The organism is Salmonella sp. SAL04157 (genome assembly GCF_046551635.1).
GTDB classification, from domain to species: Bacteria; Pseudomonadota; Gammaproteobacteria; order Enterobacterales; family Enterobacteriaceae; genus Salmonella; species Salmonella enterica.
The window spans coordinates 477,610-499,995 of sequence record NZ_JBGDVS010000004.1 but is presented as its reverse complement, the minus strand read 5'-3'; the positions used below and the strand labels follow the sequence as shown (position 1 = coordinate 499,995).

Here is a 22,386-nt window from a genome sequence, read left to right as displayed (position 1 = left end):
CCTCAGGGATGTAATTGGTCAGATTCCGGAGCTTCTTTCATAACACTCTATAGAATCATACTACTGTGTCTATCAACGGATTGTTTGTTAAAACTGACCCACAGCGGCGTCGGTATGGAGTAGCTGCGTTAATTGGTTTTGCAGCGGGTATTATTTCAGCATTTGTAAAATGGGGCGCGGAAGTTCCTTTACCGCCGCGAACGTTTTCCGGCGGGCGCGATGAGTTTAATCCACCGTATATTTTTTTGCGGGATTATTTAGGCATTGACCCAACACAAACGGTTTATACCTTTTCTGAGCATGTTATTAACCCTGTGATGGTAACTCACATTATCTTTTCGCTGGTATTCGCAATAGGTTACTGCGTCGTCGCGGAAATTTTCCCGAAAGTTAAATTATGGCAGGGGATACTGGCGGGGCTGATTGTTACGGTTGTCGTGCATGGCATATTCTGCCCGGCGCTGAACTTAACGCCTCCGCTTACACAACTTCCTTTTGACGAGTACGCTTCTGAAATTCTGGGACATGTATTTTGGTTTTGGGTGATTGAATTAATGCGCCGCGATCTGCGAAACCGCATAACGCATGAGCCGGATGCCGAAGTGCCATTAACAACCCGATAAGCGAAAAAAATGCCCCCTGACCAGGGGGCAAAACTATGGCATTTTCCTGATACTAGCGATAAATCTCCGCGCTGGCATGCATGTTGCCGTTACTACCGGGCTCCCGTAACAAAATCGGGTGGTAGTACGTTGCGCCTCGCGCATCAGTTTCTTCTTTCAGCGCCTGGCGGGCCTCGCTTTCGGTCGCGAAATTATGGTTTATGTAAATCACGCCTAAGCTCTGTATATCGTCCATATTTCTGGCCTGACGATTATCAATTTCAATGGCTGCCATTGTATTTACGCTGAGCAAAAATCCAGCCAGAAGGGGGAAAATACGGAAGAACATAGTGGCCTCCTCGGCGGCGGTTGCTGACCTGGCCCTGCCTCCTTTTTTGTGAACCTCTGATGTTATTTTAATCGCTACCAGCAGGAGCGATAGCGACCATTTCTGATGCAGTTGTTCAAAAAATTACCGCATTTCCCGCTGATGCCTGATAAATCGTCAACTCGCTAACTGTTATGGTGGTTAACAGGTCGGTATCTCATCCTTAATCTTTTACATTTCAGAACTGATCGGCAGGCACATAAATAATCGAACTATTGCCTTGAGTTTCGCCGGGCGTGTCAGTATTATAACGCGTCATTTTTCAGCCGACCTTTAACACGTTCCTTGCCTCCATGGGCCGCGGCTGACCCAGACAGGAGGCTGAATAATCCGTAAGGAGCAATTCGATGCGTCATTACGAAATCGTTTTTATGGTCCATCCTGACCAGAGCGAACAGGTTCCGGGTATGATCGAGCGTTACTCTGCCGCCATCACTGGCGCAGAAGGCAAGATCCACCGTCTGGAAGACTGGGGCCGCCGTCAGCTGGCTTACCCGATCAACAAACTGCACAAAGCGCACTATGTTCTGATGAACGTTGAAGCGCCGCAGGAAGTGATCGATGAGCTGGAAACTACCTTCCGCTTCAACGATGCCGTTATCCGCAGCATGGTTATGCGTACTAAGCACGCTGTTACCGAAGCTTCTCCGATGGTTAAAGCGAAAGACGAGCGCCGTGAGCGTCGCGATGATTTCGCTAACGAAACCGCAGATGATGCTGAAGCTGGGGATTCTGAAGAGTAATTTCTGATGACCAACCGTCTGGCGTTGTCCGGCACCGTGTGCAGGGCCCCCCTTCGAAAGGTCAGTCCATCAGGAATTCCGCATTGCCAGTTCGTGCTTGAGCATCGTTCTGTGCAAGAGGAAGCCGGCTTTCACCGGCAGGCGTGGTGCCAAATGCCCGTTATTGTTAGCGGACACGAAAACCAGGCCATTACTCACAGTATAACGGTCGGCAGCCGCATAACCGTTCAGGGGTTTATCTCTTGCCACAAGGCAAAGAACGGTCTGAGCAAAATGGTTCTGCATGCCGAGCAGATTGAATTGATAGATTCTGGAGACTAGCCATATGGCACGTTATTTCCGTCGTCGCAAGTTCTGCCGTTTCACCGCGGAAGGCGTTCAAGAGATCGACTATAAAGATATCGCTACGCTGAAAAACTACATCACCGAAAGCGGTAAGATTGTCCCAAGCCGTATCACCGGTACCCGTGCAAAATACCAGCGTCAGCTGGCTCGCGCTATCAAACGCGCTCGCTACCTGTCTCTGCTGCCGTACACTGATCGCCATCAGTAATCGGTCACGGTCCATTAATACGACTTTGAGAGGATAAGGTAATGCAAGTTATTCTGCTTGATAAAGTAGCAAACCTGGGTAGCCTGGGTGATCAGGTTAACGTTAAAGCGGGCTATGCTCGTAACTTCCTGGTACCACAGGGTAAAGCTGTTCCGGCTACCAAGAAAAACGTTGAATACTTCGAAGCACGTCGCGCTGAACTGGAAGCTAAACTGGCTGACGTTCTGGCTGCTGCAAATGCACGCGCAGAGAAAATCAACGCCCTGGAAACCGTTACTATCGCGTCTAAAGCAGGCGACGAAGGTAAACTGTTCGGTTCCATCGGTACTCGCGACATCGCTGACGCTGTGACTGCAGCTGGCGTTGACGTGGCTAAGAGCGAAGTTCGTCTGCCGAACGGCGTTCTGCGTACCACTGGCGAACACGAAGTGAACTTCCAGGTTCACAGCGAAGTATTCGCAAAAGTTATCATCAACGTGGTTGCTGAGTAATCAGGCATTCTCGTTTTTGCTAGCAACGAAACGTCGGCCCAGCGCCGACGTTTTGCTTTTTTAACCCCATCGCTTTTCGACTGGCTATCTCCCCCTCTTTTCGCGATAATCAAAAATAAAACATTATTTTAATTTCTTGGTGAAAGAATGGATACCCAACGCCAGGCCTCCCCGTTTGCCCGCAAAAACGTCGTTTATGTGTGTGCCGCATTTTGTTGCCTGCTATGGGGCAGCGCTTATCCAGCCATCAAAAGCGGTTATGACCTCTTTCAGATAGCCACCGACGATATCCCTTCTAAAATTGTTTTTGCTGGTTATCGTTTTTTGTTTGCGGGTGGGTTGCTGCTACTGTTCGCGTTGCTTCAGCGTAAACCGATTGGTCGGTTTCGTCCGCGCCAGTTTGCTCAGTTAACGTTACTGGGGCTGACTCAGACGTCGCTGCAATATCTCTTTTTCTATATCGGCCTTGCGTTTACCTCCGGCGTGAAAGGCTCAATCATGAACGCGACAGGCACATTCTTCAGCGTATTGCTGGCGCATTTTATTTATCAGAACGACCGATTGAGCTACAACAAAACGCTCGGCTGTATTCTGGGCTTTGCGGGCGTCATGGTGGTGAACGTCAGCAACGGCCTGGATTTCAGCTTTAATCTGCCGGGAGAAGGCTCCGTGGTGCTGGCGGCGTTTATTCTTTCTGCGGCCACGTTGTATGGCAAACGTCTCTCGCAGACGGTCGATCCGATGGTCATGACTGGCTATCAATTGGGGATTGGCGGTCTGGTACTGGTCATTGGCGGCTACGTTTTTGGCGGTACGCTGACGATACATGGCTTCTCGTCGGTGGCGATTTTAGTCTACCTGACGTTGCTCTCGTCGGTCGCTTTTGCGCTATGGAGCATTTTACTCAAATATAATCGCGTGGGGATGATTGCGCCGTTTAACTTTCTGATCCCGGTTTCCGGCGCTGCTCTTTCGGCTATTTTCCTCGGCGAGAATATTCTGGAGTGGAAATACATGATTGCGCTGGTGCTGGTGTGTTCGGGGATTTGGTGGGTGAATAAGGTGAAGCGGTAATGCTTCACCTGAACGAATAGGGTATAGGCGGGGTAAGGCGTAGCCGGCGTTACTGTGCGCGAATAAAACTGCCGTCAGGCTGACGCGTAAACAGCACCTGTTGGCCGTTATCGCCATCTATCGTTAAACCTGTCACCACCCCGCTGGCATTCTGGCGAATTTTAATCATTTGACCATTTTTGAGATTACTCAGCGGCTTGCCAGCGCCTTCTACCTGCGCCATTGCATAAACGTCTGTTGGGGGCAGTCCGTGGTCACGGAACAGTTGCGCCAGAGTTTTACCAGGCTCTACCCGGTACGAGCGCCACTGTTGACCGATGCCGCTATCCTGCTGGAAAGGCTGCGTTTGCGGCTGGTTTTGTTCTTCCGGCTGGCCTTCCTGGATAGGTTCCGGCGCAACGGGCGCCACCTGATCCGGATCGTTTTGCGGCGCGACCAGTTGCGCCTGAAGCTGGGCCTCCGTCGGCGGCTGTGATTGCGATTGCAGATCCAATTGCGCTTCCCGCGTGACGACAGGCGAGTCGCTGGTCTCGCTGGCGGGCAGCAGGAAACCGATCACCAGCACGATAGCGGCAATGATAATGCCACGACGATGCATAGGCGGCAGCGGCTCCATGATGCGAAAATTATCCGGCGCGTGCCAGATTTTCGCCAGGGTTGGTTTTAATTCAAAGCGCCCGGGCATGGTTTACCTCCTGCTCCGCATCTCGTTCCTTAATCATAGAGTATAGATGGCTAACGCTATGATACTGGTAGTGCTATCCGCTTTCGTGACATCAATACGGATAATCTATTGTTTCTTTTTCCCTGCGATTTGTCATCCTCCCTGAGACAAAGTTTTACCAGAAGAAGCGTGGCTGTTATGCTGCCCGCTACTTTTTTGATATCCGATGAAGGAAAAATAATGGCCACCCCGACTTTTGACACTATTGAAGCGCAAGCGAGCTACGGCATTGGTTTGCAGGTAGGGCAGCAGCTCAGCGAATCCGGTCTTGAAGGGCTGTTGCCTGAAGCGCTGGTTGCAGGCATTGCTGATGCGCTGGAAGGTAAACACCCGGCGGTTCCTGTTGATGTGGTGCATCGTGCGCTGCGTGAAATTCATGAGCGTGCGGACGCGGTGCGTCGTGAGCGTTTCAAAGCGATGGCGGCCGAAGGCGTGAAATACCTGGAAGAAAACCGCGAAAAAGACGGTGTGAACAGTACTGAATCTGGTTTACAGTTCCGCGTTCTGACGCAGGGCGAAGGCGCGATTCCGGCGCGTACCGACCGCGTACGCGTGCATTACACCGGTAAGCTTATTGATGGCACCGTATTTGACAGCTCCGTCGCGCGCGGCGAACCGGCTGAATTCCCGGTAAATGGCGTGATCGCCGGCTGGATTGAAGCGCTGACTCTGATGCCGGTAGGTTCCAAATGGGAACTGACTATCCCACAGGAGCTGGCCTATGGCGAGCGTGGGGCCGGGGCATCTATTCCGCCATTCAGCACCCTGGTGTTTGAGGTGGAACTGCTGGAAATTCTGTAAGCGCCCCGGGTTTGCCGGATGACGGCGTAAACGCCTTATCCGGCAACCCTGACTTCAGCAGATGCCAATATTTTATTTTGCAAATGGCGTCGTTACGTGTATTTTTGTGAGCTAATTCGCATTATCAAAGTGATATAACACTCATTTTAAACATAAAATTAACATTGTATTTGAATCTTAGTATTCATCCCGCCGATTCTTACCTAATATCGATGAGTCCTGATAACAGGATCGTCGTATCATAGACCAAAGGCCGTAGAGCCCGCACAACACAGACAGGTACAGGAAGAAAAACATGGTAGATCAGGTAAAAGTCGCAGCCGACGAACAGGCTCCGGCTGAACAGTCGCTACGGCGCAATCTTACAAACCGTCATATACAGCTTATCGCTATTGGCGGCGCTATTGGTACCGGTCTGTTTATGGGATCGGGTAAAACGATCAGTCTCGCCGGACCGTCGATCATTTTTGTGTATATGATCATCGGTTTTATGCTTTTTTTCGTGATGCGCGCCATGGGGGAATTGCTGCTCTCGAATCTGGAATATAAATCGTTTAGCGATTTTGCTTCCGACCTGCTTGGCCCCTGGGCGGGATATTTCACCGGCTGGACGTACTGGTTTTGCTGGGTAGTGACCGGTATGGCTGACGTGGTGGCGATTACCGCCTACGCGCAGTTCTGGTTTCCCGGCCTTTCCGATTGGGTCGCCTCGCTGGCGGTAGTGATCCTGCTGCTAAGCCTCAACCTCGCCACCGTTAAAATGTTTGGTGAAATGGAATTTTGGTTTGCTATGGTCAAAATCGTCGCCATCGTGGCGTTGATTGTGGTCGGGCTGGTCATGATTGCGATGCACTTTAAATCGCCGACAGGCGTTGAAGCGTCTTTTGCGCATCTGTGGAATGACGGCGGCTGGTTCCCGAAAGGTATTAGCGGGTTCTTTGCCGGTTTCCAGATTGCGGTGTTCGCCTTCGTGGGCATTGAGCTGGTCGGTACTACCGCCGCAGAAACTAAAGATCCGGAAAAATCGCTGCCGCGCGCGATTAACTCAATACCGATCCGTATCATCATGTTCTACGTCTTTGCGCTGATTGTCATTATGTCGGTGACGCCGTGGAGTTCCGTGGTGCCGGATAAGAGCCCGTTTGTTGAGCTGTTTGTACTGGTGGGTCTGCCTGCCGCCGCTAGCGTGATCAACTTTGTTGTGCTGACCTCGGCGGCGTCTTCCGCCAACAGCGGCGTCTTCTCGACCAGCCGTATGCTGTTTGGCCTGGCGCAAGAAGGCGTGGCGCCAAAAGCGTTCGCTAAGCTATCGAAACGCGCGGTACCGGCGAAAGGCCTGACCTTCTCCTGTATCTGCCTGCTGGGCGGCGTGGTTATGCTGATGGTCAACCCGAGCGTGATTGGCGCATTCACCATGATCACTACGGTTTCGGCTATCCTGTTTATGTTTGTCTGGACCATCATTCTGTGTTCATACCTGGTGTACCGCAAAAAGCGTCCCCACTTGCATGAAAAATCCATCTATAAGATGCCGCTCGGTAAGCTGATGTGCTGGGTCTGTATGGCGTTCTTTGCGTTCGTGCTGGTATTACTGACGCTGGAAGACGATACGCGCCAGGCGCTGATCGTGACGCCGCTGTGGTTTATCGCGTTGGGTCTGGGCTGGCTGTTGATAGGTAAGAAACGGATGGCGGGAATGCGTTAATTGTTTTGCCCGGTAGCGCTGGCGCTTACCGGGCTTACAGCGTAGCGTTGATTTGTAGGCCGGATAAGGCGCGGTTTACAGCCGCCACCCGGCAAAATGCCTGGCTGGCGATTATTCCCCGGCCAGCGCGCGTGGGAACAGCACGTTATTCTCCAGGCTGATGTGCTCCATCAGATCATCAATCATCTCATTAATGCCGTTATACATCGCTTTCCAGGTGGTGCAGGCTTCTGGCGGCGGCGTTACATTTTGGGTGACGTGTTTGATGACGTCTACCAGCTCTCCCGCCTCGTCATGCTCGATTTCCATTACGCTTATCGGGCCCGTTGCCTGGCGACCCATACCCTGTTTGATCATGGGGAACAGGATCTGTTCTTCTTTCATCATATGGCTGGAAAGCTCTTCATGCAGCGCGGTGAGATATTTTGTCAGGCCGCGTGGGACGTTTGGCTTATCCGCGTGAACGCGTTCCACTTTGGTTGCCTGCAGGATAAGCTCCGGCAGTTGTTCGCGGTGTCGATCATGATAGCGCACCACGATATGGTCAATAATGTCCGCCAGCGGAACGGCGCGCCAGTCTTTTTCGATGGGCTGTTCAGCCAACTGCGCGAGTTGCGCTTCAATGATGTCAATATCGACGTCGTGACGCGCGGCGGCGCGCGCCAGCGTCTGTTTTCCGCCGCAGCAGTAATCCATATCGTACTGGCGAAACAGCGCCGATGCGCGGGGAATAGAGAGCGCCAGTTCGCCTAAAGGTTGATCGCGATAAGCCATTGCCGTTACCTCATTTGCAATAATATAAGTTGTATTTTAAATGCATCTTTAAGGCGAGGCTATAACTCTTTCGGGGTGCGTATAATTTAAGCCAGGATGAGATTAGCGTTCCGTGACCGGAACGACGGTCGCTTTTTCCGGTTTCGCTCTCACGGCAATGACCACGCCCGCCACCAGGAGCGCAATGCCGCTTAACGTCAGGAATGGCGGGATTTCCTGGCGCAGAATGAAGGTATAGAGCAGTCCCGCCAACGTCTCAAAAACAATGAGCGGCCCTAAAATAACGGTTGGCAATTTTTGGCTGGCGATATTCCAGCACAGCGCGCCCACCCAGGAACACAGCACCGCGATGGCGATCATCAGACCGATAAATAGCGCGGGATGCGGGCCAAAGGGCAGGGTAAACAGCGGTTTCTGGATACTCAGCCACAGACAGACCGCCGCGTAGCCGATTAACGAGACCGGCAGCGTAACCAGCGCCTGCGCCGTTGCCCACATCATGGGATGTTTGTCGGGATTTTCCCGCAGCCAGCGGGCGTTGCGCAGCGCATACCATGCCCAGCACGCTACGGAAATCAGCGCCAGCACAATGCCTGAACCATAGCGCCAGCCGCTAACATCGGATAATCCCTGACTAAGTTCAGCAATATTGACGCACAGCAGGCCAAAACCGATAAGCGCCAGCGCGGGCGCTAAACGCCGCCAGGATAATCTGCCGTCTCGTTGGCTATAGAGAACGTTAGCGAAAAGCGGAATGACGACCGGCAATGTCCCGATGATCATCGTCGACACCGGCGCGCCGGTTCGCTGAATGGCGCTGGCGAGGCAGGCGTAATAGATTACATTGCCCATCAGGGTCAGCGACAGGGCGGTGGACCAATCTTTGCGCGTCAACTGGCGTAACCGCGTGCGGCCTAACCAGGCAATCGGCAGGGCAATCAGCCCCAGCGCCAGATAGCGTCCCATTGACTGTAAGAGGGCCGGGTAATCCGGCACGATTAACGGGCCGACGAAAATCAATCCCCACATTAGCCCTGCCAGCAGGGCGTATAGCACGCCGCTAATCATCAGATTCTCCTCATAAACCGTTCTGTCATTATCAGAGAAGGTCTATGAGGATGCCACATAAATTAACTAAATTTTAACACTTACAGTACGGAGCGAAGGCTTTCTGTGAGCGTCGTCGTCGGGCGACCGATGAGTTTACGCAGCGTATGGCTGTCATCAAACAAGCCGCCTTTCGCCGCGCCAGCGTCAGAATTGGCTAACATATCCGCCAGTCCGTCAGGCAGGCCTGCGCCTTTCAGCGCGGCGGCAAAATCGACTTCACTCAGGTTCTGGTAGACGATTTTTTTTCCGCTCTGATGAGTAAGTTCATCCGCCAACTGGCTTAATGTCCAGGCGTCATCACCCGCCAGCTCGTAGACATTCCCGGCGTGACCCTCTTCACGGATGACGCGCGCGGCGGCGGCGGCATAGTCAGCGCGCATTGCGGAGGCGATTTTCCCTTCTCCCGCTGCACCAATAAAGACGCCATGTTTCAGCGCGGCAGGGACGCTCGCCAGGTAGTTTTCCGTATACCAGCCGTTACGTAATAGTGTGTGAGGAATACCTGACTCAGCCAGCATTTTTTCCGTTTCAATATGTTCATCGGCGAGCGCCAGCGGCGATTTATCCGCATGTAGCAGACTGGTATAGGCGATGAATTTCACCTTCGCGGCAATGGCGGCCTGAATGACGTTGCGGTGCTGCGCGGTGCGTTGTCCCACTTCGCTGGATGATATAAGCAGCAGTTTATCAACACCCTGTAAGGCGGTGGTCAGCGCGGCTTCGTTAGCGTAATCCGCCTGGCGAACGGCAATCCCGCGCTGACTGAGCGGGGCAGCTTTTTTCGGGTTACGGACGATCGCGACGAGGTGACTGGCGGGCGTCGTTTTTAGCAGGTTTTCAATAACGTGTTGGCCCAGTTGGCCTGTTGCGCCAGTGATAGCAATCATGGTGAACTCCTCAGTGTTGGTCTTGTGTTTTATTACGCTACCACCTAAACTTACTTTTAGTAAGTACGTACAAAAAGGTAAGTATCAATGCGCGCTCATACTCTTTCCCGGCAGTTGCGTGAAGGCAATCTCTTTGCTGAACAGTGCCCGTCCCGTGAGGTGTTAAAACATGTCACCAGTCGCTGGGGCGTACTGATTCTGGTCGCGTTACGCGACGGTACACACCGTTTTAGCGACCTGCGTCGCAAGATGGGAGGCGTGAGTGAAAAGATGCTGGCGCAGTCGCTACAGGCGCTTGAACAGGACGGATTTCTCAACCGGGTGTCATATCCAGTTGTTCCGCCGCATGTGGAGTACAGCCTGACGCCGCTTGGCGAGCAGGTGAGCGATAAAGTCGCCGCGCTGGCGGACTGGATAGAACTGAATTTGCCCCAGGTATTGGCGCAGCGGGAGCGTTTATCAGATGGCGGCTAGCGCTTTATTCGGCCTGCCAGTCAGGCCGAATAAACGCAGCGCCATACGGGACTCACGTTACTTGCTCAAATCCACCTGATAAATGGCAAAACCAATATCATCGACGGCAACCTTCTTCATCGGATACTGCCCTTTCGCTTTAATGAAGGCAGCGGCTTTATCGCCTGGCGATGTTTCAAAGCGGATATCCAGCGCCGTATCGCTGTGGATTGGCGCCAGACGCCAGTTATTATCCGCCGCCGGATGGATTTCGCCCGCGCGTTTTGACTCTGCGCCAATCCATGCCGCCAGCACGGCGCGATTTTCATCCGGAGACGCAAAGGCGATATGGCTGTCGCCCGTGCCGGCAAACTTGCCGCCGTAAGCGCGATAGTTATTCGTGGCGACCAGGAACGTAGCGTTCGGGTCGACAGGCTTACCGTTAAAGGTCAGGTTTTTAATACGTTCCGCCTGCGGATTCACCATCTGACATTCGCCATCATAGCGGGCGGGCTGTGACACATCGATTTGATAATTCACGCCGTCAATGACATCGAAATTATAGGTGCGAAAGCCATCCCAATTGATCAACGATTGCGGTTTGTTGCTATGAATATCAATCTGATTAAATTGTCCGGCAGAACATTCCAGCCACTCTTTTACCTCCTTGCCGCTGGCTTTCACCACCACCAGCGTATTCGGATAGAGATAAAGATCGGCGGCGTTACGGAAGGTCAACTGGCCTTTTTCCACTTCGACAAAACTGGCAGGATCGTTCTTACGCCCGCCAACTTTAAACGGCGCGGCGGCGGACAGCACCGGCAGTTTCGCCAGATCCGGATCGCCCTGAATAAAGTGTTCCACATACGCTTTTTGCGCGTTATTCACCACCTGTACGGTAGGATCGTCCTGCACCAGAGCAAGATAACTGTACATATTATCGGCGGATTTACCGATGGGCTTGCTGACAAACTCGCGGGTGGCATCGTGATCGGCTTTCAGAATATCGACCAGCTTACTGTCTTCCGCTGCCAGCGACTTTTTAGCGGCGGCGTCATAGATAGGCCGCGCTTGTGCTTTCGCCTGCGTAACCTGCCATTTGCCGCTGTCGTTATTGAGCACCAGATCGACCACTCCCAGATGGTCGCCCCACATGCCAGGCATTACCGCAGGAATGCCGTTAAGCGTACCTTTGGCGATATCCGCGCCTTTGATGTCGGCAAAATCTTTACCGGGGAAGACGGCGTGGGCGTGGCCAAACATAATCGCGTCGACGCCGGGAACTTCGCTGAGGTAATAAACCGAGTTTTCCTCCATGCTGTGGTACGGATCGGCAGAAAGGCCTGAGTGAGCAATGACTACCACGATATCAGCGCCTTTCTCGCGCATTTCGGGCACATATTTCCGGGCGGTTTCCGTAATGTCATTGACGGTAACTTTGCCGCTCAGATTCGCTTTATCCCAAATCATGATTTGCGGCGGAACAAAGCCGATATAGCCGATTTTCAGAGTTTGCGGGTTGCCGTCTTTATCAATAACGCTCGTCTCTTTAATCAGATAAGGCATAAAGAGCGGCTTTTGGGTTTTAACGTCGATAATATTGGCGTTAACATAAGGGAATTTCGCGCCGGCCAGCGCGTTATGCAGATAGTCCAGACCATAATTAAACTCATGGTTGCCGAGGTTTCCAACCGCGTAATCCAGAGTGTTGAGCGCTTTATAGACCGGGTGAATATCACCGTCTTTGAGCCCTTTTGCCGCCATATAATCGCCCAGAGGGCTCCCCTGAATCAGGTCGCCGTTATCCACCAGCACGCTGTTTTTGACTTCATTTCGGGCGGCATGAATCAAACTTGCGGTACGTACCAATCCGAATTTTTCGGTTGCGGTATCCTTGTAATAATCGAAATCCATCATGTTGCTATGTAAATCAGTAGTTTCCATGATACGGAGATCGACGGTGGCCGCATTCACGCTGGCGGCGATCAGCGTAGCCAGAAGCGTTGCACTAAACTTAATCATCAGAGGCACCTTTTAAGAACGCAATAGAAAAGCCGGATAGTGAAAAATAGCGATGATAAACAGTGAAACCCGATATCGTTCCGACCGTCGCCAGAAGAAGGCGAAACCGCCCCATCCGGCCGATTTTTTGCGAGTGTTCACAGAAGGGTGAATCATGCCATGAAAGGTATTATCAAAACCGCAGACGGTATCACAGTTGGCGGAACCCTTAACGATCGGGTATAAGTAAAACAACGAGTTAACGCCCCCGTCATAAAGAGGTGGAGAATGTTAGAACAAGTATGCCAGCTTGCACGGAACGCGGGCGATGCCATTATGCAGGTTTATGATGGAGCCAAACCGATGGAGTACGCCCGCAAGCAGGACGATTCTCCAGTCACTGCGGCGGATATCGCCGCACATACCGTGATTCTCGAAGGGTTACGCACGCTCACGCCGGATATTCCGGTGCTTTCAGAAGAAGATCCGCCTGCCTGGGAAGTGCGCCAGCACTGGCAGCGCTACTGGCTGGTCGATCCGCTCGACGGCACCAAAGAGTTCATCAAGCGCAATGGCGAATTCACGGTCAATATCGCGCTGATTGAGCAGGGCAAGCCGGTGTTGGGCGTGGTCTATGCGCCGGTGCTGAAAGTGATGTACTACGCGGCGGAAGGTAAGGCCTGGAAAGAGGAGTGCGGGGTGCGTAAGCAGATTCAGGTCCGGGATGCCCGCCCGCCGCTGGTGGTGATTAGCCGTTCGCATACGGATGATGAACTCACCGAATATCTCCAACAGCTTGGCGAACATCAGACAACTTCTATTGGTTCCTCGCTGAAATTCTGTCTTGTGGCGGAAGGCCAGGCGCAGCTTTACCCCAGATTTGGGCCGACCAGCGTCTGGGACACTGCCGCAGGTCATGCCATTGCCGTTGCAGCCGGGGCGCACGTTCACGACTGGCAGGGAAAAACGCTGGACTATACCCCTCGTGAATCGTTCCTTAACCCCGGCTTCCGGGTGACTATTTACTGAGGAGCTTATGCAGCAGGCCGACCACCTGCTGTACCTCTTGCTGGGTTAACGCGCCATCTTTCACCCATTGAACCCGACCGTCTTTGTCAAGCACAATGACGGCGGACCCCTCTTCTTTTAATTGCCAGGCGTTACGCGCCACGCCATTGCTGTCGACAATAAATTGCGACCACGGATAGAGCTTTTTATTACTTTCTATACTGCTACGCACGAACATACCGGAGCCTGGGATCGCATCATCAGTGTTCACAATTGTGGTCGTCTGGTATTTGTCATGCGGGAGCTTGGCTGATTTAATCGCTTCAATCAGCGTGGCGTTTTTTTCCTTCGCTGACGTTCGACCCGCAATGTGCAGCAGGACGCGCACTTTTCCCGCCAGCTGCGCGCTATTCCAGTTTTTATAACTAAACTCATCTTTATTCAACGTCAGTTCGCCACGATCGGCAATGCCTACCGGCGGCACCCGTTGGTTAACTTCAAGGTTATGCGCACAAGCCATTATGGGGAGTAGCAGACACGACATCGCCAGAATTTTACGTAGGGTCATGGTCATTCCTTCTTTATTTTTTTGCAGGTGATCCGACCACTTTGGGCCGATAGTTAATCATATGTGCGATTGATGCTTTTTCCCGCAAAGGGGATGCCAGTTTGCGGGCGGGCGCACACTTCCTGTGAAAAATGAAGGCATATACTGAGAAAAATGAGCTGATGTTTAGATAATTCTGAATAACTGTAATCAAAAGGTAAATATACTTATGCACACTGGAAACGACGTAGATATGGTCTATAGTCATATGGCATTAAAATTTGCGCCTTAAAACTGTTGGGCCGATTGTGGCACCGCAAGGGCGTAATACTCTGCAGGAGACAACAATGAAAATTTTCCAACGCTACAACCCGCTACAGGTGGCGAAGTACGTGAAGATCCTGTTCCGTGGACGGTTATATATCAAGGATGTTGGCGCTTTTGAGTTCGATAAGGGTAAGATTCTTATCCCAAAAGTGAGAGACAAGCAGCACTTGTCTGTGATGTCTGAAGTTAACCGTCAGGTTATGCGTCTGCAAACTGAGATGGCGTAACCAAAAGTGCTATGCAGTAGGTTAAAAAAGTAAAAAAAACGGCTCCTGAATCAGGAGCCGTTGATGTTTCTGGCAAACGGATTTCAGGCCGCGCTGTCTTCTTTACCTTGCGCATCGGGCAGTTTCGGTGCCGGTACGTTGCTTTTATTGTCGAGACGCGTCACCAGCAACTGATCGATACGGTAGTTGTCGATATCCACCACTTCAAATTTGTAGCCGGAAAACTTCACCGAATCAGTACGTTTTGGAATCTTGCGCAGCATAAACATCATAAAGCCGCCAATGGTTTCATAGTTGCCGGATTGCGGAAACTCATCGATATCCAGCACGCGCATGACGTCGTCAATCGGCGTGCCGCCGTCAACCAGCCAGGAATTTTCATCGCGTGCCACAATTTGCTCTTCCAGTCCCTGGCCGACCAGGTCACCCATTAGCGTGGTCATCACATCGTTCAGCGTAATGATACCGACGACCAGTGCGTATTCATTCATAATGACCGCGAAATCCTCGCCCGCCGTTTTGAAACTTTCCAGCGCCTCAGAAAGGGTCAGCGTATCCGGCACAATCAAGGTATTGCGAATTTGCACGCCGCCATTCAGCGCCATACTTTGGTTCGCCAGCACGCGGTTCAGCAGATCTTTGGAGTCTACATAGCCGATGATGTGGTCGATATCTTCATTACACACCAAAAATTTTGAGTGCGGATGTTCGGCGACCTTTTTCTTCAGGCTTTGCTCGTCTTCGTGCAGATCAAACCAGATGATACTTTCGCGCGGCGTCATGGAAGACGGTACGGTGCGGGATTCAAGTTCAAACACATTTTCAATCAGTTCGTGCTCTTGCTTGCGCAAGACGCCCGCCAGCGCGCCGGCTTCCACCACTGCGTAAATATCATCAGAAGTAATGTCGTCTTTCCGCACCATTGGAATTTTGAACAGGCGGAAGATGTTGTTTGCCATGCCGTTAAACAGCCACACCAGCGGGCGAAAAACGAACAGGCAGAAGCGCATCGGGTTGATGATACGCAAAGCCACAGCTTCTGGCGCAATCATACCGATGCGTTTCGGGGTTAAATCCGCGAACAGGATAAACAGCCCCGTCACCAGCGAGAAAGAGAGAATAAAGCTCAGCTGCTCGGAGAGTTCTGGCGACATATAGTGCGAGAAAAGGGCGGAAAAGGCGGGCGAAAATGCCGCATCGCCGACGATACCGCCAAGAATAGCGACGGCGTTCAGGCCAATTTGCACAACGGTGAAAAACATGCCGGGATTTTCCTGCATTTTCAATACGCGTTGTGCGTTGATACTGCCTTCATCAGCTAATAACTTAAGTTTAATCTTACGTGATGCGGCAAGCGAGATCTCGGAGATGGAGAAGAACGCACTTACAGCGATCAGGCAGAATATAATGAATATACTGTTTAACATATCTTATCCGGCGAAACGCCAGATCCTCGGAAGGGAAGTTTATAAATCCGTGTGGTAACGTTTAATGAAAACCGGCTCGTAGCAGTGAGCCGATAAGTTCAGGGCTAGTATAGCGTAAGCTACTGTAAAGTCGCCAGAGGGTTCATTTTCAACTCCGACAAGTTCCCCCTACGCCAGCGTCGTCACGCGTCAGGCGGCAGGCAAACGCCGATCCCGCCAATCCCACAGTAACCGTATGGATTTTTGTGCAGATACTGTTGGTGTTCATCTTCGGCGTAGTAAAACGGCGTCGCATGGGTGATTTCCGTGGTAATAGGGCGATGGTTTCCGGCGGCGGCCATTGCCGACTGAAAGCGCTCGCGACTGGCGTGAGCAGCGGCACTCTGTTCCGGCGTTAAGGGATAAATCGCAGAACGGTATTGCGTACCGTGATCGTTACCCTGTTGCATCCCCTGCGTTGGATCGTGATTTTCCCAGAAAATCTGTAAAAGCTGCTCATAACGGATAACGGCAGGATCGTACACTATCCGTACCGCTTCGGCATGACCGGTCTGCCCGGAGCAGACTTCCCGGTAGGTTGGATTAGGCGTGTAACCGCCCGCATACCCTGCCGCGGTGCTATATACGCCGGGCAATTGCCAGAATAAACGTTCTACGCCCCAGAAACAGCCCATAGCGAAGTAGGCGATCTCCATCCCGGCAGGGACATTGGTCATAGAGTGTTCATTTACCGCATGCAGAGTGGCGATCGGCATCGGGGTGTTGCGTCCTGGTAACGCATCTGCTTGAGTAACCAGATGTTTTTTATCAAATAAACTCATGAGCTATTCTCCCGAAAGCGTTAATTGGCGTTAAGGTTGTAACGAGACGCATCTTTGCACACAATAACAACATTAATGTATCTGGATTTAACCATAAGAAATATTTGGGCAGTCGTCTGCTTTTCAATCGAAATTGTTGATTTTATGTTAAGCCGCGGAGCGGTAGTGTGATTTTTTCCAGGGGTGGGAATAGGGGATATTCAGGAGAAAATGTGCCACATATCCGTCAGTTATGTTGGGTTAGCTTACTGTGCCTGAGCAGTTCTGCGGTAGCCGCAAATGTTCGTCTGAAAGTCGAAGGGCTATCCGGAGAGCTGGAAAAAAACGTTCGCGCACAGCTCTCTACGATTCAGAGCGATGAGGTGACGCCGGATCGGCGCTTTCGCGCCCGAGTTGATGATGCGATTCGCGAAGGGCTTAAAGCGTTAGGCTATTACGAACCCACTATCAAATTCGACCTGCTTCCACCGCCTGCGAAAGGACGGCAGGTATTAATCGCCAGGGTTACGCCCGGCCAGCCGGTGTTGATTGGCGGTACAGAAGTCATTTTACGCGGCGGCGCGCGCACGGACAAAGATTATCTGGCCTTACTGAAAACGCGTCCGGCAATCGGCACGGTGCTGAACCAGGGAGACTATGACAATTTTAAGAAGTCGTTAACCAGCGTGTCGCTACGTAAAGGCTATTTCGACAGCGAATTCGTTAAAAGTCAGTTGGGAATTGCTCTGGGCCGTCATCAGGCGTTTTGGGATATTGATTATGATAGCGGTGAGCGCTATCGCTTCGGACCTGTCACCTTCGAAGGTTCGCAGATTCGTGATGAATATTTACAAAATCTGTTGCCGTTTAAAGAGGGCGATGAGTACGAGTCGAAAGATTTGGCGGAACTAAACCGCCGACTTTCCGCTACCGGATGGTTTAATTCTGTCGTGGTGGCGCCGGAATTTGAGAAATCGCGTAAAACAAAAATTCTGCCGTTAAAAGGCGTGGTATCGCCGCGAACCGAAAACACGATTGAAACTGGGGTGGGGTACTCCACCGACGTCGGGCCGCGCGTGAAAGCGTCGTGGAAAAAACCGTGGATGAACTCCTACGGTCATAGCCTGACCACCAGCACCAGTATTTCTGCGCCGGAACAGGTGCTGGATTTTAGTTATAAAATGCCGCTGCTGAAAAACCCGCTGGAGCAATACTATCTGGTACAGGGCGGTTTTAAACGTACCGATTTGAATGATACGGAGCAGGACTCGACCACGCTTGCCGTGTCGCGTTACTGGGACCTTTCCAGCGGTTGGCAGCGGGCGATTAACCTGCGCTGGAGTTTCGACCACTTTACCCAAGGGAACGTCACCAATACCACCATGCTGTTCTACCCGGGCGTGATGATCAGCCGAACCCGCTCGCGAGGGGGACTGATGCCAACCTGGGGCGATTCGCAGCGCTATTCAGTAGACTATTCGAATACGGCCTGGGGCTCCGACGTGGATTTCTCCGTGCTGCAGGCGCAAAACGTCTGGATTCGGACTTTGTACGATCGCCACCGTTTTGTGATGCGCGCCAATTTGGGCTGGATAGAAACCGGTGATTTCGACAAAGTTCCGCCGGATTTACGTTTCTTCGCCGGGGGCGACCGCAGTATTCGCGGCTATAAATACAAATCTATTTCGCCTAAAGATAGCGACGGCAATCTTAAAGGCGCCTCAAAACTGGCAACCGGATCGCTGGAGTACCAGTATAACGTCACCGGCAAATGGTGGGGGGCAGTGTTTGTCGATAGCGGCGAGGCGGTGAGTGATATTCGCCGTAGCGATTTTAAAACCGGGACCGGGGTCGGCGTGCGCTGGGCGTCGCCGGTTGGGCCTGTCAAACTCGATTTTGCCGTACCGGTCGGCGACAAAGACGAACACGGTTTACAGTTTTATATCGGTCTGGGGCCTGAATTATGAGTTTATGGAAGAAAATAAGCCTCGGCGTGTTGATTTTCATTGTGGTGTTACTGGCGAGCGTTGCGTTTCTGGTCGGGACGACGACGGGGCTGCATCTGGTATTCAGTGCGGCGAACCGCTGGGTGCCGGGGCTGGAGATTGGGCAGGTCACCGGCGGCTGGCGGGACTTATCATTAAAAAATATCCGCTATGAGCAGCCGGGCGTTGCGGTGAATGCGGGCGAAATTCATCTGGCCGTCGGGCTTGATTGCCTGTGGCGCAGTAGCCTGTGCGTCAATGATCTGGCGCTAAAAGACATCAATGTCGCTATCGACAGCAAAAAAATGCCGCCTTCCGAACCGGCGCAAGAAGAGGAAGAAAGCGGACCGCTGAACCTCTCCACCCCCTGGCCCATCACGCTGTCGCGCGTGGCGTTGAATAACATCAATATCAAGATTGATGACACTACCGTTTCGGTGTTGGATTTTACCTCCGGGCTGGCATGGCAGGAGAAGAACCTGACCCTGAAACCGACGCGGCTTCAGGGACTGCTGATTGCGCTGCCGAAGGTCGCTGACGTGGCGCAGGAAGAGGTGGTTGAACCCAAAATCGAGAAACCTCAACCGGATGAAAAGCCGCTTGGCGAAACGCTAAAAGATCTGTTTGCAAAACCGGTAATGCCGGAGATGACTGATGTTCACCTGCCGCTCAATCTGAATATCGAGTCATTTCGCGGCGAGCAGCTACGCATCACCGGCGATACCGATCTGACGGTGCGCACGATGCTGCTTAAAGTCAGCAGTATCGACGGTAATATGAAGCTGGATACTCTGGATATCGACGCCAACCAGGGCACGGTGAAGGCCTCCGGTACGGCGCAGCTCGCCAATAACTGGCCGGTTGATATTACGCTCAACAGTACGCTGAATATCGATCCGCTAAAGGGTGAAAAGATAAAACTCAAGGTCGGCGGCGCGTTACGCGAACAACTGGAGGTCGGGGTGAACCTTTCCGGGCCGATGGATGTCGCGCTTCGCGCCCAGACGCGGCTGGCGGAGGCCGGTTTACCGCTCAATCTTGAAGTCGTCAGCCAACGCATTGCCTGGCCATTGACGGGTGATACCCAGTTTCAGGCTGACGATCTGAAGCTCAAACTGAGCGGTAAGATGACCGACTATACGTTGTCGATGCGAACCGCCGTGAAAGGACAAGATATTCCGCAGGCGACCATCACGCTGGATGCCAAAGGGAATGAGCGGCAGATTAATCTCGATAAACTCACCGTCGCCGCTCTGGAGGGAAAAACCGAACTGAAAGCGCTGGTGGACTGGCAGCAGGCGATTAGCTGGCGTGGCGAACTGACGCTGAATGGCATCAATACCGCTAAAGAGATCCCGGACTGGCCCGCGAAGCTTAACGGCGTCATGAAAACCAAAGGCAGCCTCTACGGCGGCACCTGGCAGATGGATGTCCCGGAGCTCAAGCTGACCGGCAATGTGAAGCAGAACAGCGTTAACGTCAACGGGACGCTAAAGGGCAACAGCTACATGCAGTGGACGATCCCGGGGCTGCACCTTGCGCTGGGCCCAAACAGCGCCGATATAAAAGGCGAGCTTGGCGTTAAGGAGCTGAATCTTGACGCCGCCATCGATGCGCCGGGGCTGGATAATGCGCTGCCAGGACTGGGCGGCATGGCAAAAGGAATCGTTAAAGTCCGCGGTACGGTAGAAGCGCCGCAGCTGTTGGCGGATATCACCGCCCGCGGTCTGCGCTGGCAGGAGCTGTCTGTCGCCCAGGCGCGCATTGAAGGCGATATTAAATCCACCGATCAGATAGCGGGCCATCTCAACGTTCGCGTAGAGCGGATTTCGCAGCCCGACGTTAACATCAATCTGGTGACGCTTGACGCCAAAGGCAGCGAGAAGCAGCATCAGCTACAGCTCCGTGTTCAGGGAGAACCGGTATCCGGTCAACTCTCCCTGACAGGCAGTTTTGATCGCGAGGCGGCGCGCTGGAAAGGGACGTTAAGCGACACCCGTTTCCAGACGCCGGTGGGGCCATGGTCGTTGACCCGCGCGATTGCGCTGGACTACCGTAATAAAGAACAGAAAATCAGTATCGGGCCGCATTGTTGGCTGAACCCGAACGCCGAGCTGTGCGTACCGCAAACCATTGATGCGGGCGCCGCAGGACGGGCGGTGGTCAATCTCAACCGCTTTGATCTGGCGATGCTGAAGCCATTTATGCCTGATACCACTCAGGCCAGCGGGGTCTTTAGCGGGAAAGCGGACGTGTCGTGGGATACCACCCAGGAGGGATTGCCGCAGGGGAAGGTCACGCTTTCCGGTCGTAACGTGAAGGTCACGCAGACCGTCAATGACGCGCCGTTACCGGTCGCGTTTGAGACGCTGAACCTCAGCGCCGAACTGCATAATAATCGCGCCGAGCTGGGATGGCTGATTCGCCTGACGAACAATGGTCAATTCGATGGCCAGGTGCAGGTAACCGATCCTCAGGGGCGGCGCAATCTCGGCGGTAACGTCAACATGCGCAATCTCAATCTGGCGATGGTCAACCCTGTCTTTTCGCGCGGCGAAAAAGCGGCGGGAATGTTAAACGCCAGGCTACGTCTGGGCGGCGATGTGCAAAGCCCGCAGTTGTTTGGCCAGTTGCAGCTTAGCGCGCTGGATATTGACGGTAACTTTATGCCGTTTGAGATGCAGCCGAGCCAGCTCACCATGAACTTTAGCGGTACGCGTTCGACGCTCGCCGGTATCGTGCGAACACAACAAGGGCAAATTAACCTGAACGGTAACGCCGACTGGAGCCAGATTGACAACTGGCGCGCGCGGGTGACGGCGAAAGGCAGCCGGGTGCGGATTACCGTTCCGCCGATGGTGCGCCTGGATGTCTCGCCGGATGTGGTCTTTGACGCGACGCCTTCGCTGTTCACGTTGGATGGGCGTGTGGACGTTCCGTGGGCGCGAATTGTGGTGCACGACCTGCCAGAGAGTGCGGTTGGCGTCTCCAGCGATGTGGTTATGCTCAATAATGACCTGCAACCAGAAACGCCGCAGACAGCGTCTATTCCCATCAACAGTAATCTGACGGTCCACGTCGGCAACAACGTGCGCATCGACGCCTTCGGGCTTAAAGCGCGTTTGACCGGCGATTTGAAAGTCGCGCAGGATAAGCAGGGACTGGGGCTGAATGGTCAAATCAATATTCCTGACGGCCGATTCCGCGCCTACGGCCAGGACCTGCTTGTCCGTAAAGGCGAGCTGCTGTTCTCCGGCCCGCCGGATCAGCCGCTGCTCAATATCGAAGCGATCCGTAACCCTGACGCCACCGAAGACGATGTCATTGCGGGCGTGCGTGTCACAGGCACTGCTGATGAACCCAAAGCGGAAATCTTCTCCGATCCGGCGATGCCGCAGGCTGAAGCGCTTTCTTATCTGCTGCGTGGGCAGGGGTTGGACAGCAATCAGAGTGATAGCGCAGCAATGACCTCCATGCTTATTGGCCTGGGGGTTGCGCAAAGTGGTCAGGTTGTGGGTAAAATCGGAGAGACATTCGGTGTAAGTAATCTGGCGCTGGACACGCAAGGGGTGGGCGATTCGTCTCAGGTCGTGGTCAGCGGCTATGTACTGCCGGGTCTACAGGTGAAGTATGGTGTAGGGATATTTGACTCTCTGGCGACGCTCACGTTACGTTATCGCCTGATGCCTAAGCTATATCTGGAAGCAGTGTCTGGCGTAGATCAGGCACTTGATTTGCTCTATCAGTTTGAGTTTTAGC

At 52.9% G+C, this 22,386-nt stretch carries 22 protein-coding genes; 13 read left to right on the top strand and 9 right to left on the bottom strand.

From position 1 onward, the window contains the following. Nucleotides 1-65: 65 nt before the first annotated feature. Entirely contained in the window at nt 66-623 is a 558-nt protein-coding gene (locus ACLJRE_RS12200; protein WP_000026294.1) for a YagU family protein, read from the top strand. Between the two features lie 52 nt (nt 624-675). Here ACLJRE_RS12200 and yjfY read toward each other — a convergent pair whose 3' ends face one another. Continuing rightward, on the bottom strand, nt 676-951 hold the full coding sequence (gene yjfY, locus ACLJRE_RS12195) for a DUF1471 family protein YjfY (protein WP_000466076.1): 276 nt from the start codon (nt 949-951) through the stop codon (nt 676-678). Between the two features lie 386 nt (nt 952-1,337). Between yjfY and rpsF the strand changes: the two genes are divergently transcribed. From rpsF to ACLJRE_RS12170, 5 genes are all read left to right on the top strand, one after another. Next, complete coding sequence (gene rpsF, locus ACLJRE_RS12190) at nt 1,338-1,733, top strand: 30S ribosomal protein S6 (RefSeq protein WP_001216673.1); 396 nt, start codon at nt 1,338-1,340, stop codon at nt 1,731-1,733. Nucleotides 1,734-1,739: 6 nt separating this feature from the next. Continuing rightward, nucleotides 1,740-2,054 (top strand): primosomal replication protein N, encoded by a 315-nt coding sequence (gene priB, locus ACLJRE_RS12185; RefSeq protein ID WP_001519453.1) that lies wholly within the window; start codon nt 1,740-1,742, stop codon nt 2,052-2,054. A gap of 4 nt (nt 2,055-2,058) precedes the next feature. After that, on the top strand, nt 2,059-2,286 hold the full coding sequence (gene rpsR / locus ACLJRE_RS12180) for a 30S ribosomal protein S18 (protein WP_000135199.1): 228 nt from the start codon (nt 2,059-2,061) through the stop codon (nt 2,284-2,286). Between the two features lie 41 nt (nt 2,287-2,327). Beyond that, the gene (gene rplI / locus ACLJRE_RS12175) at nt 2,328-2,777 is read left to right on the top strand and encodes a 50S ribosomal protein L9 (RefSeq protein WP_001196065.1); all 450 of its coding nucleotides are present in this window, start codon (nt 2,328-2,330) and stop codon (nt 2,775-2,777) included. A 147-nt stretch (nt 2,778-2,924) separates the two neighbouring features. Then, complete coding sequence (locus ACLJRE_RS12170; RefSeq protein WP_000381075.1) at nt 2,925-3,851, top strand: DMT family transporter; 927 nt, start codon at nt 2,925-2,927, stop codon at nt 3,849-3,851. Between the two features lie 49 nt (nt 3,852-3,900). On the opposite strand, the gene ACLJRE_RS12165 is transcribed toward ACLJRE_RS12170, so the two are convergent. Then, the gene (locus ACLJRE_RS12165; RefSeq protein ID WP_001119446.1) at nt 3,901-4,536 is read right to left on the bottom strand and encodes an OapA family protein; all 636 of its coding nucleotides are present in this window, start codon (nt 4,534-4,536) and stop codon (nt 3,901-3,903) included. A gap of 219 nt (nt 4,537-4,755) precedes the next feature. On the opposite strand from ACLJRE_RS12165, the gene fklB reads away from it, so the two are divergent. Next, nucleotides 4,756-5,376, top strand: coding sequence for an FKBP-type peptidyl-prolyl cis-trans isomerase (gene fklB, locus ACLJRE_RS12160; RefSeq protein ID WP_000235161.1), 621 nt, complete (start codon nt 4,756-4,758; stop codon nt 5,374-5,376). Between the two features lie 295 nt (nt 5,377-5,671). After that, nucleotides 5,672-7,081, top strand: a complete 1,410-nt coding sequence (gene cycA / locus ACLJRE_RS12155) for a D-serine/D-alanine/glycine transporter (RefSeq protein ID WP_000228322.1) — start codon at nt 5,672-5,674, stop codon at nt 7,079-7,081. A 111-nt stretch (nt 7,082-7,192) separates the two neighbouring features. Here the strand turns inward: cycA and ytfE are convergent, their stop codons facing one another. The 3 genes from ytfE to ACLJRE_RS12140 all read right to left on the bottom strand — a co-directional run bounded on the left by ytfE (nt 7,193) and on the right by ACLJRE_RS12140 (nt 9,852). Beyond that, nucleotides 7,193-7,855 (bottom strand): iron-sulfur cluster repair protein YtfE, encoded by a 663-nt coding sequence (gene ytfE, locus ACLJRE_RS12150; protein WP_000331467.1) that lies wholly within the window; start codon nt 7,853-7,855, stop codon nt 7,193-7,195. A 102-nt stretch (nt 7,856-7,957) separates the two neighbouring features. Further along, nucleotides 7,958-8,923, bottom strand: a complete 966-nt coding sequence (locus ACLJRE_RS12145; RefSeq protein ID WP_000623290.1) for a DMT family transporter — start codon at nt 8,921-8,923, stop codon at nt 7,958-7,960. Between the two features lie 80 nt (nt 8,924-9,003). Then, nucleotides 9,004-9,852, bottom strand: a complete 849-nt coding sequence (locus ACLJRE_RS12140) for an SDR family oxidoreductase (RefSeq protein WP_000560616.1) — start codon at nt 9,850-9,852, stop codon at nt 9,004-9,006. 87 nt (nt 9,853-9,939) lie between these two features. Here ACLJRE_RS12140 and ACLJRE_RS12135 point away from each other — a divergent pair, with 87 nt between their 5' ends. After that, nucleotides 9,940-10,326: a winged helix-turn-helix transcriptional regulator gene (locus ACLJRE_RS12135; protein ID WP_001201297.1), complete on the top strand. Its 387-nt coding sequence runs from the start codon at nt 9,940-9,942 to the stop codon at nt 10,324-10,326. Between the two features lie 57 nt (nt 10,327-10,383). Here ACLJRE_RS12135 and ACLJRE_RS12130 read toward each other — a convergent pair whose 3' ends face one another. Further along, nucleotides 10,384-12,327 (bottom strand): bifunctional 2',3'-cyclic-nucleotide 2'-phosphodiesterase/3'-nucleotidase, encoded by a 1,944-nt coding sequence (locus tag ACLJRE_RS12130; protein WP_023212819.1) that lies wholly within the window; start codon nt 12,325-12,327, stop codon nt 10,384-10,386. 267 nt (nt 12,328-12,594) lie between these two features. Here ACLJRE_RS12130 and cysQ point away from each other — a divergent pair, with 267 nt between their 5' ends. Next, the gene (gene cysQ / locus ACLJRE_RS12125) at nt 12,595-13,335 is read left to right on the top strand and encodes a 3'(2'),5'-bisphosphate nucleotidase CysQ (protein WP_000893398.1); all 741 of its coding nucleotides are present in this window, start codon (nt 12,595-12,597) and stop codon (nt 13,333-13,335) included. Here cysQ and ACLJRE_RS12120 read toward each other — a convergent pair. Then, the gene (locus ACLJRE_RS12120) at nt 13,325-13,882 is read right to left on the bottom strand and encodes a YtfJ family protein (protein WP_000175304.1); all 558 of its coding nucleotides are present in this window, start codon (nt 13,880-13,882) and stop codon (nt 13,325-13,327) included. The genes cysQ and ACLJRE_RS12120 overlap by 11 nt on opposite strands. 326 nt (nt 13,883-14,208) lie before the next feature. Between ACLJRE_RS12120 and ACLJRE_RS12115 the strand changes: the two genes are divergently transcribed. Continuing rightward, nucleotides 14,209-14,415, top strand: a complete 207-nt coding sequence (locus ACLJRE_RS12115) for a DUF1107 domain-containing protein (RefSeq protein ID WP_000689229.1) — start codon at nt 14,209-14,211, stop codon at nt 14,413-14,415. An 83-nt stretch (nt 14,416-14,498) separates the two neighbouring features. Here ACLJRE_RS12115 and ACLJRE_RS12110 read toward each other — a convergent pair whose 3' ends face one another. Continuing rightward, entirely contained in the window at nt 14,499-15,842 is a 1,344-nt protein-coding gene (locus tag ACLJRE_RS12110; protein WP_000934970.1) for a hemolysin family protein, read from the bottom strand. 182 nt (nt 15,843-16,024) lie between these two features. Further along, nucleotides 16,025-16,663 (bottom strand): peptide-methionine (S)-S-oxide reductase MsrA, encoded by a 639-nt coding sequence (gene msrA / locus ACLJRE_RS12105; protein WP_000051465.1) that lies wholly within the window; start codon nt 16,661-16,663, stop codon nt 16,025-16,027. Between the two features lie 212 nt (nt 16,664-16,875). Between msrA and tamA the strand changes: the two genes are divergently transcribed. After that, on the top strand, nt 16,876-18,609 hold the full coding sequence (gene tamA / locus ACLJRE_RS12100; protein WP_001120237.1) for an autotransporter assembly complex protein TamA: 1,734 nt from the start codon (nt 16,876-16,878) through the stop codon (nt 18,607-18,609). Then, a complete protein-coding gene (tamB, locus tag ACLJRE_RS12095; protein ID WP_058108863.1) occupies nt 18,606-22,385 on the top strand; it encodes an autotransporter assembly complex protein TamB in 3,780 nt (1,259 codons plus the stop codon). Before tamA ends, tamB begins: the two co-directional genes overlap by 4 nt. The last annotated feature ends 1 nt before the right edge of the window (nt 22,386 follow it).

Coding starts and splice junctions, on each gene's coding strand:
- priB (WP_001519453.1), top strand. CDS start 1,740: ATGACCAACCGTCTGGCGTTGTCCGGCACCGTGTGCAGGGCCCCCCTT.
- msrA (WP_000051465.1), bottom strand. CDS start 16,663: ATGAGTTTATTTGATAAAAAACATCTGGTTACTCAAGCAGATGCGTTA.
- rplI (WP_001196065.1), top strand. CDS start 2,328: ATGCAAGTTATTCTGCTTGATAAAGTAGCAAACCTGGGTAGCCTGGGT.
- cycA (WP_000228322.1), top strand. CDS start 5,672: ATGGTAGATCAGGTAAAAGTCGCAGCCGACGAACAGGCTCCGGCTGAA.
- rpsR (WP_000135199.1), top strand. CDS start 2,059: ATGGCACGTTATTTCCGTCGTCGCAAGTTCTGCCGTTTCACCGCGGAA.
- fklB (WP_000235161.1), top strand. CDS start 4,756: ATGGCCACCCCGACTTTTGACACTATTGAAGCGCAAGCGAGCTACGGC.
- ytfE (WP_000331467.1), bottom strand. CDS start 7,855: ATGGCTTATCGCGATCAACCTTTAGGCGAACTGGCGCTCTCTATTCCC.
- tamB (WP_058108863.1), top strand. CDS start 18,606: ATGAGTTTATGGAAGAAAATAAGCCTCGGCGTGTTGATTTTCATTGTG.
- ACLJRE_RS12145 (WP_000623290.1), bottom strand. CDS start 8,923: ATGATTAGCGGCGTGCTATACGCCCTGCTGGCAGGGCTAATGTGGGGA.
- ACLJRE_RS12130 (WP_023212819.1), bottom strand. CDS start 12,327: ATGATTAAGTTTAGTGCAACGCTTCTGGCTACGCTGATCGCCGCCAGC.
- ACLJRE_RS12115 (WP_000689229.1), top strand. CDS start 14,209: ATGAAAATTTTCCAACGCTACAACCCGCTACAGGTGGCGAAGTACGTG.
- cysQ (WP_000893398.1), top strand. CDS start 12,595: ATGTTAGAACAAGTATGCCAGCTTGCACGGAACGCGGGCGATGCCATT.
- ACLJRE_RS12110 (WP_000934970.1), bottom strand. CDS start 15,842: ATGTTAAACAGTATATTCATTATATTCTGCCTGATCGCTGTAAGTGCG.
- ACLJRE_RS12120 (WP_000175304.1), bottom strand. CDS start 13,882: ATGACCCTACGTAAAATTCTGGCGATGTCGTGTCTGCTACTCCCCATA.
- ACLJRE_RS12170 (WP_000381075.1), top strand. CDS start 2,925: ATGGATACCCAACGCCAGGCCTCCCCGTTTGCCCGCAAAAACGTCGTT.
- rpsF (WP_001216673.1), top strand. CDS start 1,338: ATGCGTCATTACGAAATCGTTTTTATGGTCCATCCTGACCAGAGCGAA.
- yjfY (WP_000466076.1), bottom strand. CDS start 951: ATGTTCTTCCGTATTTTCCCCCTTCTGGCTGGATTTTTGCTCAGCGTA.
- ACLJRE_RS12165 (WP_001119446.1), bottom strand. CDS start 4,536: ATGCCCGGGCGCTTTGAATTAAAACCAACCCTGGCGAAAATCTGGCAC.
- ACLJRE_RS12135 (WP_001201297.1), top strand. CDS start 9,940: ATGCGCGCTCATACTCTTTCCCGGCAGTTGCGTGAAGGCAATCTCTTT.
- ACLJRE_RS12140 (WP_000560616.1), bottom strand. CDS start 9,852: ATGATTGCTATCACTGGCGCAACAGGCCAACTGGGCCAACACGTTATT.